This is a genomic window from Tistrella sp., assembly GCF_002684955.1.
In the GTDB taxonomy this organism is placed as follows: Bacteria; Pseudomonadota; Alphaproteobacteria; order Tistrellales; family Tistrellaceae; genus Tistrella; species Tistrella mobilis.
The window spans coordinates 203114-218180 of sequence record NZ_NYWI01000036.1 but is presented as its reverse complement, the minus strand read 5'-3'; the positions used below and the strand labels follow the sequence as shown (position 1 = coordinate 218180).

14 protein-coding genes and 1 pseudogene are annotated in these 15067 nt (G+C 64.3%); 3 read left to right on the top strand and 12 right to left on the bottom strand.

Annotation, left to right across the window (positions count from 1 at the left end; all coding sequences use genetic code 11):
* Positions 1-129 precede the first annotated feature (129 nt).
* Entirely contained in the window at positions 130-594 is a 465-nt protein-coding gene (locus CMO28_RS13430; protein WP_296714233.1) for a hypothetical protein, read from the bottom strand.
* Positions 594-1472: a DUF6731 family protein gene (locus tag CMO28_RS13425; protein ID WP_296714230.1), complete on the bottom strand. Its 879-nt coding sequence runs from the start codon at positions 1470-1472 to the stop codon at positions 594-596. The genes CMO28_RS13430 and CMO28_RS13425 overlap by 1 nt, the downstream gene beginning before the upstream one ends.
* A 1274-nt stretch (positions 1473-2746) precedes the next feature.
* Here CMO28_RS13425 and CMO28_RS13420 point away from each other — a divergent pair.
* Positions 2747-3187 carry a thermonuclease family protein gene (locus tag CMO28_RS13420; RefSeq protein ID WP_296714229.1) on the top strand — a complete coding sequence of 147 codons (441 nt, stop codon included), beginning with the start codon at positions 2747-2749 and terminating at the stop codon, positions 3185-3187.
* A 52-nt stretch (positions 3188-3239) separates the two neighbouring features.
* Here the strand turns inward: CMO28_RS13420 and CMO28_RS13415 are convergent.
* Positions 3240-3533, bottom strand: a pseudogene (locus CMO28_RS13415) (DUF2442 domain-containing protein); the annotation flags it as partial.
* Positions 3534-3682: 149 nt separating this feature from the next.
* Between CMO28_RS13415 and CMO28_RS13410 the strand changes: the two are divergent.
* On the top strand, positions 3683-4501 hold the full coding sequence (locus CMO28_RS13410; RefSeq protein ID WP_296714225.1) for an alpha/beta family hydrolase: 819 nt from the start codon (positions 3683-3685) through the stop codon (positions 4499-4501).
* Between the two features lie 52 nt (positions 4502-4553).
* On the opposite strand, the gene CMO28_RS13405 is transcribed toward CMO28_RS13410, so the two are convergent.
* Positions 4554-4958, bottom strand: coding sequence for a type II toxin-antitoxin system VapC family toxin (locus tag CMO28_RS13405; RefSeq protein ID WP_296714223.1), 405 nt, complete (start codon positions 4956-4958; stop codon positions 4554-4556).
* Positions 4959-5204 carry an antitoxin gene (locus CMO28_RS13400; RefSeq protein WP_296714221.1) on the bottom strand — a complete coding sequence of 82 codons (246 nt, stop codon included), beginning with the start codon at positions 5202-5204 and terminating at the stop codon, positions 4959-4961.
* A 264-nt stretch (positions 5205-5468) separates the two neighbouring features.
* On the opposite strand from CMO28_RS13400, the gene CMO28_RS13395 reads away from it, so the two are divergent.
* Positions 5469-7061 carry a peptide chain release factor 3 gene (locus CMO28_RS13395; protein WP_041605381.1) on the top strand — a complete coding sequence of 531 codons (1593 nt, stop codon included), beginning with the start codon at positions 5469-5471 and terminating at the stop codon, positions 7059-7061.
* 121 nt (positions 7062-7182) lie between these two features.
* On the opposite strand, the gene CMO28_RS13390 is transcribed toward CMO28_RS13395, so the two are convergent.
* The 7 genes from CMO28_RS13390 to CMO28_RS13360 form a co-directional block, all read right to left on the bottom strand.
* Positions 7183-7770, bottom strand: coding sequence for an AAA family ATPase (locus CMO28_RS13390; RefSeq protein ID WP_062768751.1), 588 nt, complete (start codon positions 7768-7770; stop codon positions 7183-7185).
* 100 nt (positions 7771-7870) lie between these two features.
* Positions 7871-9643 (bottom strand): thiamine pyrophosphate-binding protein, encoded by a 1773-nt coding sequence (locus CMO28_RS13385; RefSeq protein ID WP_296714217.1) that lies wholly within the window; start codon positions 9641-9643, stop codon positions 7871-7873.
* A gap of 151 nt (positions 9644-9794) precedes the next feature.
* The gene (locus CMO28_RS13380; RefSeq protein ID WP_322111348.1) at positions 9795-11099 is read right to left on the bottom strand and encodes a TRAP transporter large permease; all 1305 of its coding nucleotides are present in this window, start codon (positions 11097-11099) and stop codon (positions 9795-9797) included.
* A gap of 2 nt (positions 11100-11101) precedes the next feature.
* Positions 11102-11713, bottom strand: a complete 612-nt coding sequence (locus CMO28_RS13375) for a TRAP transporter small permease (protein WP_296714213.1) — start codon at positions 11711-11713, stop codon at positions 11102-11104.
* A 112-nt stretch (positions 11714-11825) separates the two neighbouring features.
* On the bottom strand, positions 11826-12866 hold the full coding sequence (locus tag CMO28_RS13370) for a DctP family TRAP transporter solute-binding subunit (protein ID WP_296714211.1): 1041 nt from the start codon (positions 12864-12866) through the stop codon (positions 11826-11828).
* Between the two features lie 163 nt (positions 12867-13029).
* Positions 13030-14004, bottom strand: a complete 975-nt coding sequence (locus tag CMO28_RS13365; RefSeq protein ID WP_296714210.1) for an alpha-ketoacid dehydrogenase subunit beta — start codon at positions 14002-14004, stop codon at positions 13030-13032.
* Between the two features lie 5 nt (positions 14005-14009).
* Positions 14010-15041 (bottom strand): thiamine pyrophosphate-dependent dehydrogenase E1 component subunit alpha, encoded by a 1032-nt coding sequence (locus CMO28_RS13360; protein WP_296714208.1) that lies wholly within the window; start codon positions 15039-15041, stop codon positions 14010-14012.
* Positions 15042-15067: the final 26 nt, after the last annotated feature.

The window sequence follows — 15067 nt, the reverse complement described above, 5'->3', positions numbered from 1 at the left end:
TTCCGTCGTCCACATTCTGTCCGCTCCCATTTCCTCTGGCGCGGCATAGAATCACAACGGATTCACCGGATTCAATAACCTTCCGGACGGGCTCTAAGAGTACCGGCCAAACCTGAATCTCTCAGCTGGTTAGACCTGATCCAGCAAACGAAACAATAACCTACTCACGCGAAGTAGGGTTAGAACGGATAATGCGCCAAGGAAAACCCAGGGAATAAAAATTCCGTTTTCTATTTTTAGATGCCAGATATTAAGTGCGACTGGGTTTTCTGGATCAAAAAACATTAGAATAATTGAGGCGACCGCCAATGATATTGATGAATAAATAGAACTTTTTATGTAACCAAAAAGCATTGATAGAAACCCAGATTTACGCAAGATCACATAGGCCGCAGAAGATGATGTACCGAGTATGACAGCCTTTGTCGCGCTTAGAAAACCGACAAAAATAGCCGACGCCCCTGCAGCTGCGCCCAAGACAGCGGTGTAAGCATTTGCAGGAGGCATAGGAGCACCGATAAAATTATATACGACTGTCAATATTGCAGCCAATACGTAAGGATATATTTTCTCTATTTGAGCCGAGGTCAACACTATGTCAGCCCCTGCTTGGTCCAAGCTGCCATGGCCTTTTTTAGAGCCTGGATCCTCAAATTTCTTGGAAGCTCTCTATCTGGACCCGGTAGAACATCAATTCTAGTTCGGAGAATCGCGTTCATTAAATCGAGTATCTCTGTACGATCATCGGAATCGTCCTTCGCTCCTATTTTAAAACTTTCGACTTGGTAATCACCCCCTGTAATCTTCTTAATTAAATCCCTCACTATTCTGGGTTTAATAGTTTCATATTTCTTTCTGCCCGCAGTCAATTTTATTGTCACCGTCTGCGAACCGCCAGCTACTCCCATCTCAAGAACCTCGCCCAGAGAGGCTCCACTCGCCTGCAACACGCTACTCGCGGGCGGGTTGTTTATTTTTACATCAATCGACTTAAAAATTGTCTTCCTGTTGAGCTGAGCCTGCACCTGCTGGTTCAAAATATGGCTTATCACAAAACCTTCATTCGCGGCTGGACCAGTTCGGCCTAATGAACATGAAGCACGAGAGGCAAAATATTTGAAATAGGCTTCTATCGAACCTTTTCGAGGTCCATAATGATTTCCTTGTAGAACCAAGATGCTTGTCGACTGCCAAAATATGCCCGCCGTTTCTTCCGATAGTGCTTCGTCAGGTTGAAGACCCAGCGATTGCGCCGGCCTAAGGACAGTTGCTTTACCAGGCAACGCTGTTTCCCGAAGTTTCAAAAAGTGAAGTTCCGTCTCTCCTCCAACAGTTCCTGCCGTCTCCAACCTTATGCCAAGATGGAATCTCTTTTGGAGAGGCAAAGACATCACATAATCAACGACTTCGTTAAATGTTGTCGTTGTCGCGCTGCCAGCCACACTTTCAACCTTGAACGCATAAATATGCAAGTTACCCTCCGGTCAAGAAAAGTACGAATTTGATCATATCGCCTTCAAACTCCATTTTTAAGCTTGAATCCACTCCAGGGGTTCCAACGAAAAGCACAGTATTCCTCGAAGACCCATCACAGATGTAGGCGAACGCCCACGACATCCTTCGAAATCGTGTGGAAAATCAATGGCGATCGCCTCGAACTATGTAAAGTACAAATGGTTTGCACTTGGGGAAAAGGAGACAAAAGATCAAATGATCGGTGATTCGTCGCTCGGGTAGGCGTAAACAAATTATTGACTATCTTAATTCAATTCTTCTGTCACAATTATTCTATGACATCCCCATATATATAAATCAAAGTAATTCTATGATTTTAATGTTTAGTTATCATGTATTAATTACATCAAATCCATAAAATAATTATATAATTATATAATATTACGTATTTGCGATCCCCCCCCGAGGAACAGAGCGATTTAATATTTCGGCATCAATTTCAGCAGGTATATCAGGAGATCCATGAAATACCTCCACAGGTTGTTTTATTGTCTATTTTAAAACCGAGATATCTTTGTTATTCTTTTTCGTGAAGCTGATCGCCGCAGTCTGCTTCAGGGCGTGAGAAACCCTTCACATGCGGTAATCCGGCCTTTTCGCCCCAGGCCGGACGACTGCTTGCGGCCGGGGGCCCGAACGATGTCCAAGGGCGGTGGCCTGAAAAGTTCGGGGGCCGATATCGCATGATCGGCTGAATACCCCCGGTCGAAGCTTCGGCAGTCCAGGATGATGACCGAAGGGCGGAGGGGCGCCTCCGCTCAACGCGTCTTCATGCCGGCTTTCCTGGCGGTGGACTTCCCCGCATTTCAGCACCGAATACATCCGCACCGCGATATTCCATGCGGCTAGAATAATAAAAGCTGCGACATCCTTCAGTATTTATCGCGCGGACCGCGCATAGAGCGGTTTTCCTTTCCGTTATCCCCACCGTCATGGCATTGTCGAGCCGGGAACCGGAGGACGCAGCCGGTGCCTGGGGCGTGAGAAACCCCTTCACATGCGGTCTGCCGAACTGGAATCGGCTATCTTGGCTCTTGCGGCCGGGGGCTCGGACGTATGTCCAAGGCTCCGCCTAAAGGTCCGAGGGCCGCTCATGTGACGGTTTTCTCAACCCCGGCCACCAAGCCAAAAGCTCAAGCGCATCTCACGGCGGGCGCGCCGTCCTGCGCTTCAGTTGGTGGACCGGATGAGAAGGACAGGAGCGGCATGCGCCGCCGCCTTGGCGGTGGCGTTGGCGTCGCCCCATGCTCTCGCCCGGGAACTGGCCGGCGAAGCACGGGTGATCGACGGCGACACATTGGAAGTTGCGGGTGAGCGGGTCCGGCTTTACGGCATCGACGCACAGGAGACGGACCAGATCTGTACCGACGGCGAAGGCCGGCCCTGGGCCTGCGGAGTGGCCGCGGGAGAGGCTTTGCGTGCACTGACACAGGGACGCGAGGTGGTCTGCGTGGTGACAGGGCGCGACCGCTATAAGCGCACCCTCGCCCTCTGCCAGGCGAACGGCGAGGATCTGGGCGCCCGGCTGGTGCGCGACGGGCTGGCGCTGGCCTATCGTCGCTATTCGGGCCTTTACCTCACACCGGAAGCCGACGCCCGCGCCGCCGGCCGCGGCCTGTGGGCCGGCCGGTTCACGCCGCCCGAGGTCTGGCGGCACCGCGGGCGGCAATAGCGCCCGCTATCGGACGGGCCCGCTCCGTCTGCCAGTCCGCTCAGATCCCGGGACCGAAGCGCCCCGCCATCAGCCCGGGCAGCGACAGATCCACATCCAGTTCTTCCCAATGCAGGCCATAACCCCTGCCGAGGATCCGGACCGCGGCAAGCTGATCAGCAGTTGCCCCATCCAGCCCCGCAACCAGCCGTGGCGGAAAGGCGAAGACGCAGCCATTCTCCAGATCGACGATGACCAGACCCTCGGTGCGGTCATAGCGTGCCGCCGCGGCGCGCGGTTCCTGCGCATGGGCAAGGCGGCCGCGCTCCAGGGCGGCATCGATTGCGGCATCGGTCAGGTCGGCCATGGATCGGTCTCCCGCAGGTCGGAACACGCCTCGGGCTCTCATGCGCCTGCACCCGCACGGAATTGGCGCACGCCCGCTTGTGAGGCAATCATCACCCGCTTACACTAGAACAGGCTGCCAGATGCAGTAACGCACAGAGTGAACCACCGATGCCGATCTCCCATTTTTTCGCGAGACCGGGCATCGGGCCGGTTCGCCATCTGGGGTCGCCCGACGCCGACACCCTGCTGATCGTCATGGGCCGGAACAATTATCGGCAGGCCTCGTCGATGATCGACCGGATCATTGGCGTGATCCACGACCGGGGCATCCCGGTCTGCTGGCTGGAGACGCGCACCACCCGGACCTTCAAGCTGCTCGACCACCGGTTCGAGGCCCTGGTCGGCCCGCAGGTCGGGGCGCTGCGCCGCCGGTGGCCCGCCCTCGGGTGGATCGTCGAACGGCTGATCAAATCGATGATCCTGCTCACCCGTCCCGACCGCTGGGACTATGCCGTCCGGCCGCGGAAGCGGGCGCATGTCGTTGCCGCGCGCGATCTTTGCAGCTATCTGGACACACTGCCGGCAAGGCGGATCTGGTGCCTCGCCCATTCCGCGGGCGGGATCGTGACCTCTCTGGCCGGCGCGGATCCCAGGATCACGCGGCTCGTCTGCTTCGGCTATCCCTTCAGGCACCCGTCGCAGGATGAAGACCCGGCCCGCACCGATCACCTCGCCCGGCTCGACACGCCCTTCCTGATCATCCAGGGCGATCGGGATCCCTATGGCACGGCGATGGATGCCGGGCGCTATACCCTCTCCGGAACCATCCGCATTCTGCCGGTGCCGGGCGGGCATGATTACGCCGATCTGCCGGGCCAGGACGAGGCCGCCGTCCTCTCGGCCATCCTCGCCTTCCTCGACCTTGCCCCGGACATGGCGGCCGGGGCATCCGCGGCACCGGCCCTGGGCGCGGCGGTCGGGGGGTGATGCGACGTACAATAGCGACCATCGGGGACATACTCGCCGAAGGCACTTTGGCTCAGTCGAGCCAATTCTCGACCATGAGCCCCTTTACGCGACTGAACTCCCGCACGTTTGCCGTCACCATAACAGCCCCGAGTGCCAGACAGTGCGCAGCAATCAGCAGATCATTCGGGCCGATCGGCGTACCCGCCTGTTCAAGGTCCCGCCGGATCCGGGCATAAGCTGCGTCCGATGGCTCATCGAATGGCAGAATCGGCACTGCACCCAAAATGAGTTCAACCTGTTGCGTGATTCGAGGAGAGCCCCGCTTCAAGCAACCATAGCGCAGCTCTGCAGCCGTCACGATGCTGACGGCGATCTGCGCCTCCCCGACATCGGCAATCCTCGCCGCCACCTTTCCCTGCGGGTTGCGAACCAGGTCAGACACGATATTGGTGTCCAAGAGATGCAGGTCGGCCATTCAGAGGTCGATATCGTCAAGGGCGCGCAGACCTTCGTCCACGTCGGGAAATGCTTCGTCAATCGGCTCCAATGTCGCCAGAAGCGCGAGCAGCCCCGGCCTGGCGACGGGTTCGATGACCAGACGGTCGCCCTCGCGATGAATGATCACCTCGTCGCCCGGCAGTTCAAAACCCTTCGGGATCCGCACGGCCTGATCAGGGCCGGCGCGGAACAGTCTGGCGTGACGCATATCCATCTTCGACATCACCGCGTCTCCCTTAGCTGCTCCCCCGAGCACCCCCTTCTGTCCGCTCCCCTTCGGCCTGCTGCTTTCGAAAGGGCGGCTTCCCGTCTTTCAAACGACGCGGGCGGGGCACAGCCTTGGCATCGGCCGCAGGGCAGGCTTCCCCGATTATGCCGCCCGATCCGACCGAAGTCCCTGGAAAATCGCGCCCGGACGCGCTACCTATCGCCCCGAGAAACCATGTCCTTTTCCCTTCCTCCGAACCCGTCCGAGCGCATGACCGACATCACCGACATCGGCGCCGAGATCGCGCGTCGCCGCACCTTCGCGATCATCTCGCATCCCGACGCCGGCAAGACCACGCTGACCGAGAAGCTGCTGCTGTTCTCCGGCGCCATCCAGATGGCCGGTGCGGTGAAGGCGCGCGGCGAGCAGCGGCGTGCCCGGTCGGACTGGCTGAAGGTGGAGCGCGAGCGCGGCATTTCGGTCTCGGCCTCGGTGATGAGCTTCGAGCATGACGGCTTCGCCTTCAACCTGCTCGACACGCCGGGCCACGAGGACTTCTCGGAAGACACCTACCGCACGCTGACCGCGGTCGACAGTGCGATCATGGTCATCGACGCCGCGAAGGGCATCGAGGAACAGACCCGCAAGCTGTTCGAGGTCTGCCGCCTGCGCGACGTGCCGATCATCACCTTCGTCAACAAGATGGACCGCGAGGCCCGCGACCCGCTGGAGCTGATCGACGAGATCGAACAGACCCTGGCGCTGGACGTGACCCCGGCCGCCTGGCCGATCGGCATGGGCCGCCATTTCCGCGGCTGCTATCACGTGCTCGACGACCGCATGGTGCTGATGGATCGCGGCGACCGGTCGAGCATCAATGACGCCTCGTTCTCGGTCACCGGCCTGGACGACCCGACCATCGGCGAGCACCTGCCCCGCGACCAGTGGCAGGAGCTGAAGGACCAGGTGACCATGGTCCGCGAGCTGTGCCCGGCCTTCGACCTGCAGGCCTATCGCGAAGGCCACATGACCCCGGTCTTCTTCGGCAGCGCGCTCAACAATTTCGGCGTGCGCGAGCTGCTGGAAGGCGTCGGCCGGCTCGCCCCCTCGCCGCGCCGCCAGCCGGCGACGCCGCGCGACGTGGCGCCCGACGAGGACAAGGTCACCGGCTTCGTGTTCAAGATCCAGGCGAATATGGATCTGAAGCACCGCGACCGCATCGCCTTCGTGCGACTGTGCTCGGGCCATTTCAAGCGCGGCATGCGCCTGCTGCCGGTGGGATCGACCAAGGCGGTCAATGTCAGCGCGCCGGTCATGTTCCTGGCCCAGGATCGCGAGATCGCCGACGAGGCGGTCGCCGGCGACATCATCGGCATCCCCAACCACGGCACGCTGCGCATCGGCGACAGCCTGACCGAGGGCGAGGAGATCCGCTTCACCGGCATCCCCTCTTTCGCGCCGGAACTGCTGCGCCGCATCCGCCCGGAAGACCCGATGAAGGCCAAGCATCTGGGCCGGGCGCTGGAACAGTTGGCCGAGGAAGGCGTCGCCGCAGTGATGAAGCCGCGCATCACCTCCTCCGCCTGGGTGGTGGGCGTGGTGGGCTCTCTGCAGTTCGACGTGCTGGCCGACCGCATCCGCACCGAATACGGCATTCCGGTGTCGTATGAAACGGTCGAGGCCTATGCGGCGCGCTGGGTGTCGGGCGATCCGGCCGAGATGAAGCGCTTCGCCGACAACAACGTCTCGGCGCTCTCCGACGACCATACCGGCCGACCGGTCTTCCTGGCCCGCAACGCCTGGCACCTGAACCGCACGGTCGAGGACTGGCCGAAGCTGAAGTTCGACAAAGTCAAAAACCAGGTGAATTGAAGGCAGGTCTCCTGCCCGAAACAGGGGTTAGCCCCGCTTGTGCGGGGCTAACCCTCTGTTAAAAAAAGAGGAAGCCGTCATCCCCGCGCAGGCGGGGATCCACCTTCTTCTTCTTCTCCCCTCACCGCACCCCCTCGGGCAGGGCCGCCAGCACCGCGTCGATGCGGGCCTGAGGGTCGAGCACGTCGGCGGGCATGCGCAGCACCGGCACGTCGGGGGCGAAGCGTTCCAGCAGGCCTTCGATCAGGATCTGGAACTTGATCTGCAGCCAGTGATTGGGCGAGCGGACGCCGTCGGCGACGAAGGGAATGGCGCCGGCGGGCAGGATCACCACCAGATCGAGCGGCGCCATCTGGGCGACCGCATCGGCCGCCAGCGCATCGGTTTCGGCCTCGTCGGAGCCGAAGCCGTAATGCAGCCAGAAGCCCAGCGTGTCCAGCGGGCAGCGATCGGTGACGGCACCGCCAGTTTCGGCGATCGCGGCATCGCGCGCCGCCAGATGCTCGTCATACAGCTCCCGGATCAACGCCCGGAACTGCGGCCATTCCAGCTTGTGCAGGTCGAGCCCGGCTTCGATCCGGCTGCGCATGTGCTCGGGCACCACCGGCAGGCCGAAATGGCGGCCAAGCGCATCGACCAGCGTGGTCTTGCCGGTGCCGGCACTGCCGGTGACGGCGATCCGCGGACGCCGGGGCGTGGTCTCGGTCATGATGGGGGCTCCGTACACGTGACGATGGGATGACACCACGTCAGACTAGCACGGAGCCCCCTTCGGGATCAGGTATTCTGCTGATCCGGCCGCTGCCTGATCAGGCGACGCGGTCGCCCTTCTTGGCCTTCACCGCCCGGCTGTCGACGCCCGGCAGCATGTTGGCCGGATCGCGGGTGACCACCACGTCGAGCACCGTCGGACGGCCACGCTCGGCCATCGCCGCCGCCAGCGCGCCCGACAGGTCGTCCGGATTCTCGACCCGGATCCCCTTGGCCCCCATGGTCTCGGCGATCTTCGCGTAGTTCATCTCGCGCAGGTCGCTCGACTGGTAATTGCCGGTACCGTACATCAGGTGCTGCAGCGCCTTCACATAGCCGGACGCCGCGTTGTTGACGATGATCAGGGTGAAGGCGAGGTTCATGCGCAGCGCGGTCTCAAGCTCGCCCAACGTCATGTTGAAGCCGCCGTCACCGGTCAGCGCCATCACCGGCCGGCCGGGGGCCGCCAGCGCGCAGCCCATCGCACCGGGCAGGCCATAGCCGATCGAGGCGAAGCCGCGATCGGGCACGAAGCCGCGACCGGCACGCTTGGTGTCGAACAAGAGCCCGCCCCAATGGGCCGCGAAACCGCCATCGGCGACCAGCAGACCATCGGCCGGCAGGGCCTTGGTCACCTCGGTCATCAGCCGGGCCATGGTGATCGGCCGCTCGTCGGAGCTGAGCTTCGGCGCCACCTCGGCCCGCCATTTGGCCATGCGCTCACCGATTTCGGTGGCATAGCCCGCACGCGCCGCCCGGGCCGCCTCGGCGGTGGGGGCGAGCTTTTCCGTCAGCGCCTCGACGCCTTCGCGCGCATCGCCCCAGAGCCGGACGGTCGCGGGATAGCAGCGGTCGAATTCCTCGGCCAGGATGTCGAGATGGATCAGCGTCTTGCCCGCGGGCGGCACGCTGTAGCGCTTGGTCGCGATCTCGCCCAGCTTGCAGCCGATGGCGAGGATCACGTCGGCGGTTTCGATCACGTCGTTGGCGATGCGGCTGTAGCGGCCGAAGATGCCGAGCGACAGCGGATCGGTGCAGGCGATCGCGCCCTTGCCCGAAAGCGTGTGGGCGACCGGAATGCCGAAGGCATGGGCGAAGGCTTCCAGCGCCGGCGCCGCCTGCGACAGATGCACGCCGCCGCCGGCCAGGATCACCGGGCGCTCGGCCTTGGCCAGCAGATCGGCCGCACGGGCCAGATCGGCCGAGGCCGGGCGGCAGCGCAGCGAGGGCGCCGCCTCGGCGGCCGGATCGGCATAGAAGTCCGAAGCCTGGAAGACGATCTCGTCATGGGCGACGTCTTCCGGCACGTCGAGCAGCACCGGGCCGGGGCGGCCCGAGGTCGCGACGGCGAAGGCACGGCGGACGAGTTCGGGGATGCGGTGGGTGCGCTCCACCCGGATCACTTCCTTGACCACCGGCCGCAGAATGTCGAGCTGGCGGGTCTCCTGGGTCATGTTCTTCCAGGAGTGGTCGCGATGGGTGTCGCCGACGATGGCGACGATCGGCACGCCGGCATTGTAGCTCTCGACCAGCGCCGTCACCAGATTGGTGGCACCCGGCCCGAGCGTCGCATCGCAGACGCCGACCCGGCCGGTGACGCGGGCATAGGCGTCGGCCGCGAAGGCGCCGCAGCGCTCGTCATTGATCAGGGCATGCGAGAGGCCCAGCCGCCGGCAGGCATCGTAGAACGGCAGCAGCTGAAAGCCGCCCATGCCGAAGAGCGGGCCGATGCCATGGGCAAGCAGCATGCGGGCGAGCGCTTCACCGCCGGTGATCGGGCCGTCGGGCAGTGCATTGGCACCGGCTGCGGTGCCTGCGTCGCGCGTCGTCATTGTCGGGTCATCCTTATGGATCAGGGAAGGTCGGGAAAACCGATGGGATCGGTGGGGATCAGAGCACACCCCACCCGTCGGGCCGCGCCTGGGGGAGGCGCAGCCCGTGGGCCGGAGGTGTCGGAAGGGTTCGTGGCTCAGACGGGCTGTGTCAGACGACGTAGCCCAGGGTTTTCGGCAGCCAGAGGGCAAGGTCCGGCACCGCCATCAGCAGGGCGAGCAGCAGCACCATGGCCAGCACCATCCAGATCACCCAGGGCACCGTCTCTTCGATCGGCACCTTGGCGATGCGGGCGGTCACGATCAGGTTCACGGCAACCGGCGGCGTGAACTGGCCGATCGCGATGTTCATCGCCATCAGCACGCCCAGCCAGGTGAGGTTCCAGTCATAGGTCTGGGCGATCGGCACGATCAGCGGCAGGGTGATCAGATAGATCGACACCCCATCCAGCACCATGCCGGCGAAGAGCAGGATCACCATGATCATGCCCAGAATGACCCAGCCGTTGTCGGTGAGGTCCAGCAGACCGCGGGCTGCGCTGTCGAAGGCGCCGAGCGTGCCGCCGGCCCAGGCGAAGATGCCGGCCAGCGCGATGATCAGCATGATCACCGCCGAGGTTTCGGCACTTTCGGCCAGCGCCTTGTAGATGTCGCGGAGCTTCAGTTCCCGGTAGACGAAGAGGCCGATGAAGATGCCGTAGAACACGGCGACGACCGCGGTCTCGGTGGGGGTGAACAGGCCGGTGCGCAGGCCGCCCAGGATGATCACCGGTGCCATCAGCCCCGGCAGCGCCTGGATGAAGACGTCCAGGAAGCGACGGCGCGGCCCCTGCTCGCCGGCTTCGGCGGCACCGAAGCCCTGACGGCGCGAGATGATCAGGGTGGGGATGGCGATGAACAGCCCCGACAGGATGCCCGGGATCAGGCCGGCCGCGAAGAGCGCGCGGATATCGGTTCCCGGCACCATCACGCCATAGACGATCAGCGCGATCGAGGGCGGGATGAGGATGGCGGTCGAGGCGGCCGACGCAATCACGCTGGCTGAGAAGGCGGCCGGATAACCGACGCGCCGCATGCTGGGGATCATCACCGTCGCGACCGCGGCCGCATCCGCGGGACCCGACCCCGCCATGCCGCCCATGATCATGCAGACCAGAATGGCGACGACGGCGAGACCACCCCGGCGGGGGCCGACGAAATAGGCGGCGAATTCGACCAGGCGCCGGGCGACGCCCGAGCGTTCAAAGATCACACCCGTCAGCACGAAGAGCGGGATCGCGATCAGCGGGTATTTCGCGATGCTGTTATAGGTGTTGGTACCGACGGTGCCGAGCGCGTACTGGTCGAGCCCGGTCAGGATGCCGGCGACACCCGAGAGGCCGAGCGCCACGGCGATCGGCGTGCCCAGCAGCAGGAGCAGCAGAAAGGCGCCGATAAGGAAGACGTTTGCGGTCAGCATCAGAGGCTCGTCCCCCGCTTGGGCCCGGTAAGATCCGCCGCATCCCCCGGCAGCACATCGTCGCCGGTGGCGATGTCGATGGCGGTCTCGTGGGTGCGGAAGGCCCGCCATTCCCTGTGGGCACGGCCGATGACACGCAGGATGATCGCCACCGAGACCAGCGGCAGCCAGATGGTGTAGATCCAGCTCGGATAGCCGAGCGCCGGCGAGGTTTCGCCGTATTCCATCTCGTCCAGGGTCAGCAGCCAGCCATACCAGGCGACCAGGGCGAACATGATCATGGTCAGCAGATGGGTGAGCATGATCAGGCCCATGCGCGGCCGGCGGGGCAGGCGGTCGACGATGGCGGTGATCCGGATATGCCCGCCGCGGATGAAGGCGAGCGAGGCCCCCACCATGGTCATCACCACCAGCAGGAAGATCGAGAGTTCCTCGGTGGCGGCGAAGGAGGCGTTGGTGACGTAGCGCACCACGACATTGCCGAAACTGATCACGCAGATTCCGGCCATCGCGAGGGCGGCAATGAATTCTTCGATACGACCGCTGACGACCGGGCGGTCGACCTCGCGGACCGCTTCCGGCACGTCGTCATGCTCGGGGCTGGAGGCCACGGCAGTCGTTCCCCGGTTGAAGGCTGTGAGGGGCGGGCGTCCAGGACGCCCGCATCGGCAGAAGGCCGCCGGGTGAGGCCCGGGGCGGCGCCGAGGCCGCCCCGGCAGAGGCTCACTTCTTGCGGTTGGCGACCGACTCTTCCGCCGTCTTCACCAGCTCGGGGCCGATCTCCTTCGCCCACTTCTCGTAGACGCCGCGGGTGGCGTCGACGAAGGCCTGACGCTCGGCATCCGACAGCCGGGTGATGGTCACGCCCAGGCCCTCGATCTCTTTCAGGGTCGAATCGTCCTGGGCGGTGATGCCCTTGCGGGCGATCTGGATGCCATAGGCGCCGGCATCCTGGGCGGCCTTGCGCAGCAGGTCCTGATCCTCAGGGGTGAAGGTGTCCCAGACCCGCTTGCTGACGCCGAAGATCAGCGGGTCGGCGACATAGCCCCAGAGGGTGACGTGCTTCTGGCCGACATTCTGCAGCTTGGCGACGGTGAAGATGCTGAGCGGGTTCTCCTGGCCGTCGACCGCGCCGGTCGCCAGTGCCGGCTGGGCATCCGCCCAGCTCATCTGGGTGGGGTTGGCACCCAGGGCGGTGAAGGTATCCAGATAGAGCGGCGAGCCGACCACGCGGATCTTCAGGCCGTTCAGATCCGCCGGGGTCTTGATGTCACGCTTGGAGTTGGTGAGCTCGCGGAAGCCGTTTTCGGCCCAGCCGAGCGGCACCACGCCACGCTTTTCGATGATGTCGAACAGCTCCTTGCCGACCGGGCCCTGGGTCAGGGCGTCGATCGCGGCATGATCCGGCATCAGGAACGGCATCGAGAAGATGTTCAGTTCCTTGACCTGCGGCGACCAGTTGATGGTCGAGCCGACGGCCATGTCGATGATGCCCTGGCGCATCGCCGAGAATTCTTTGGTCTGGTCGCCCGAGACCAGCTGCGCGCCGGGATAGACCTTCATGTTGATCCGCCCGTCCGAGCGCTCGCGGACCAGTTCGACCCACTTCTCGGCGGCCAGGCCCCACGGGAACGGCGCCGGCACGACGGTCGAGACCTTGTATTCTTCCTTGTAGTCGGCCGCCTGGGCACCGCTCAGGGCCGTGGCCAGCAGCGCCGCGGCCGCGACCGCGCCGGCAGCCGCCTTGAAGACACGCATCATCATCGCTTCGTTTCCTCCCTAGGATCTTTTCGGTCGCGGGTGCGGATCCCGGCCGCACCCGCCACGGTCTCCATTCTCGGCGTTCTTTGCGCCTTTGGGAAAGCCGCAACGTGTGACGCGCGTCGCGTTTTCCGATCGGTGGTCGTCAATGGCGGCGGCCAGGGGATCAGCGCCCCAGGGCCACCTTCACCGCCTTGCAGACATCGCCGGCGGTGATCTTGAGTTCGGATTCCATCGGCGGGGCATAGGGCACCGGCGCGCGCGGCGCACCCAGGCGCCGGACCGGCCCCTCCAGACGGTGATGCAGTTCCTCGGCGATGGTCGCCGCGATCTCGGCACCGAAGCCGCCGGCCTGCACCGCCTCGTGCACCACCAGGGCGCGGCGGGGGCGGGACACGCTTTCCAGCACCAGTTCCCGGTCCCAGGGCCAGAGGGTGCGCAGGTCGATCACCTCGACATTGATCCCCTCCACCCCCAGCGCCGCGGCGGCATCCAGCGCCGTCCAGACCGTCGCCGACCAGGTCACCAGGGTGATGTCGGTGCCGGCCCGGCGCACGATCCCCCGGCCGAATTCGGCCGGCGCATCGCTTTCCGCCGCGGGGCCGCTCAGGGCCCAGAGGTTCTTGTGCTCCATATGCACGACCGGATCGTCGGAACGGATCGCCGCCTTGAGCAGGGCGTAATTGTCGGCCGGCGTCGCCGGCACGGTCACCACCAGGCCGGGGATATGGGCGTACCAGGCTTCCAGCGACTGCGAGTGCTGGGCGGCGGATGACCGCCACATGCCGATCGGCTCGCGCACCACCAGCGGCACGCGGGTCTGGCCGCCGAACATGTAGCGGGCCTTGGCCGCCTGATTGACCAGTTCGTCGACGGCGCAGAGCGCGAAATCGGAAAAGCGCATCTCGACCACCGGCCGGGTGCCGCTCATCGCAGCACCGACGGCAGCGCCCATGATGGTCGATTCCGAAATCGGGGTGTCGACGATGCGGTTCGCGCCGAAACGGGCCTGCAGACCGTCATACTGCTTGAACACGCCGCCGCGGCCCAGATCCTCGCCCAGCGCCCAGACCAGCGGGTCGCGGTCCATTTCCTCGGCAAGCGCCAGCCGGCCGGCTTCGAGATAGGTGATGTCGGCCATGGGTCTCAGCCTTCCCGGGTCCAGAAGCGCGCCGGCGCACCGGCATCCTGCACATCCTCGAGCGCCAGCGCCGCGGGCGCCCAGGGGGCCGCCTCGGCCGCATCCAGCGCTGCGGTCATCTCGTCGGTCGCCGCCTGTTCCAGCGCGTCGAGTTCGGCCGCGGGCACGCCTGCGGCTTCCAGCAGGGCGCGGTTGCGGCGCATCGGATCGCCGGACCAGCGGCCTTCGGCCTCGCCCGCCGGGCGATAACCCGCCGGATCGGAAGCGGTATGGCCCAGCAGCCGGTAGGTGCGGGCATGGATCAGGATCGGGCCCTCGCCGGCCCGCAGCCGGGCGACGGCATCGCGGGTCGCCTCGTCCACCGCCACCAGATCGTTGCCGTCGATCTCGATCGCGGTCACGTCCATGGAGCGGGCGCGGGCGGCGGCACCTTCGCCGGCCGTCAGGGTCGAGGTGCGGGTGGTCGCCGACCAGCCATTGTCCTCGCACACGAACAGCACCGGCAGGTTGAAGACCTTGGCCCAGTTCAGACCTTCCATGAAGGGGCCGCGATTGATCGCGCCGTCGCCGAACAGGCAGACCACGACCTGGTCACCGCCCTTCAGCCGGATCGCCTGGGCGGCGCCCACCGCGATCGGGATATTGGCGGAGACGACACCATTCGCCCCCAGCATGCCGACCGAGAAATCGGCGATATGCATCGACCCGCCGCGGCCGTCGGACGTGCCGCCGGCCTTGCCCAGCAGCTCCAGCATCATGGCGCGGGCATCGGCACCCTTGGCCAGGGTATGGCCATGGCCGCGATGGGTGGACAGCAGCAGGTCGTCGCGGCGCAGCTGCGCACAGACGCCCGCGGCCACCGCCTCCTGGCCGATCGACAGATGCACCGCCCCCAGCACCAGGCCGCGGTTCTGCCCGGTCTCGGCCGCGCGCTCGAAGGCGCGGATGCGGGCCATCAGCCCGTGGAGCGCCGTAAGGCGCGGAATGTCGTGATTGCTCGCGGTCGCCGCTGGGGCGCCGTGCTGCCCGCCGGTCATGAGCCGACCTTTCCTCCCTGTCCCGC

Coding starts and splice junctions, on each gene's coding strand:
- CMO28_RS13400 (WP_296714221.1), bottom strand. CDS start 5,204: ATGTCGAAGATGGATATGCGTCACGCCAGACTGTTCCGCGCCGGCCCT.
- CMO28_RS13410 (WP_296714225.1), top strand. CDS start 3,683: ATGCCGATCTCCCATTTTTTCGCGAGACCGGGCATCGGGCCGGTTCGC.
- CMO28_RS13405 (WP_296714223.1), bottom strand. CDS start 4,958: ATGGCCGACCTGCATCTCTTGGACACCAATATCGTGTCTGACCTGGTT.
- CMO28_RS13390 (WP_062768751.1), bottom strand. CDS start 7,770: ATGACCGAGACCACGCCCCGGCGTCCGCGGATCGCCGTCACCGGCAGT.
- CMO28_RS13385 (WP_296714217.1), bottom strand. CDS start 9,643: ATGACGACGCGCGACGCAGGCACCGCAGCCGGTGCCAATGCACTGCCC.
- CMO28_RS13360 (WP_296714208.1), bottom strand. CDS start 15,041: ATGACCGGCGGGCAGCACGGCGCCCCAGCGGCGACCGCGAGCAATCAC.
- CMO28_RS13365 (WP_296714210.1), bottom strand. CDS start 14,004: ATGGCCGACATCACCTATCTCGAAGCCGGCCGGCTGGCGCTTGCCGAG.
- CMO28_RS13370 (WP_296714211.1), bottom strand. CDS start 12,866: ATGATGATGCGTGTCTTCAAGGCGGCTGCCGGCGCGGTCGCGGCCGCG.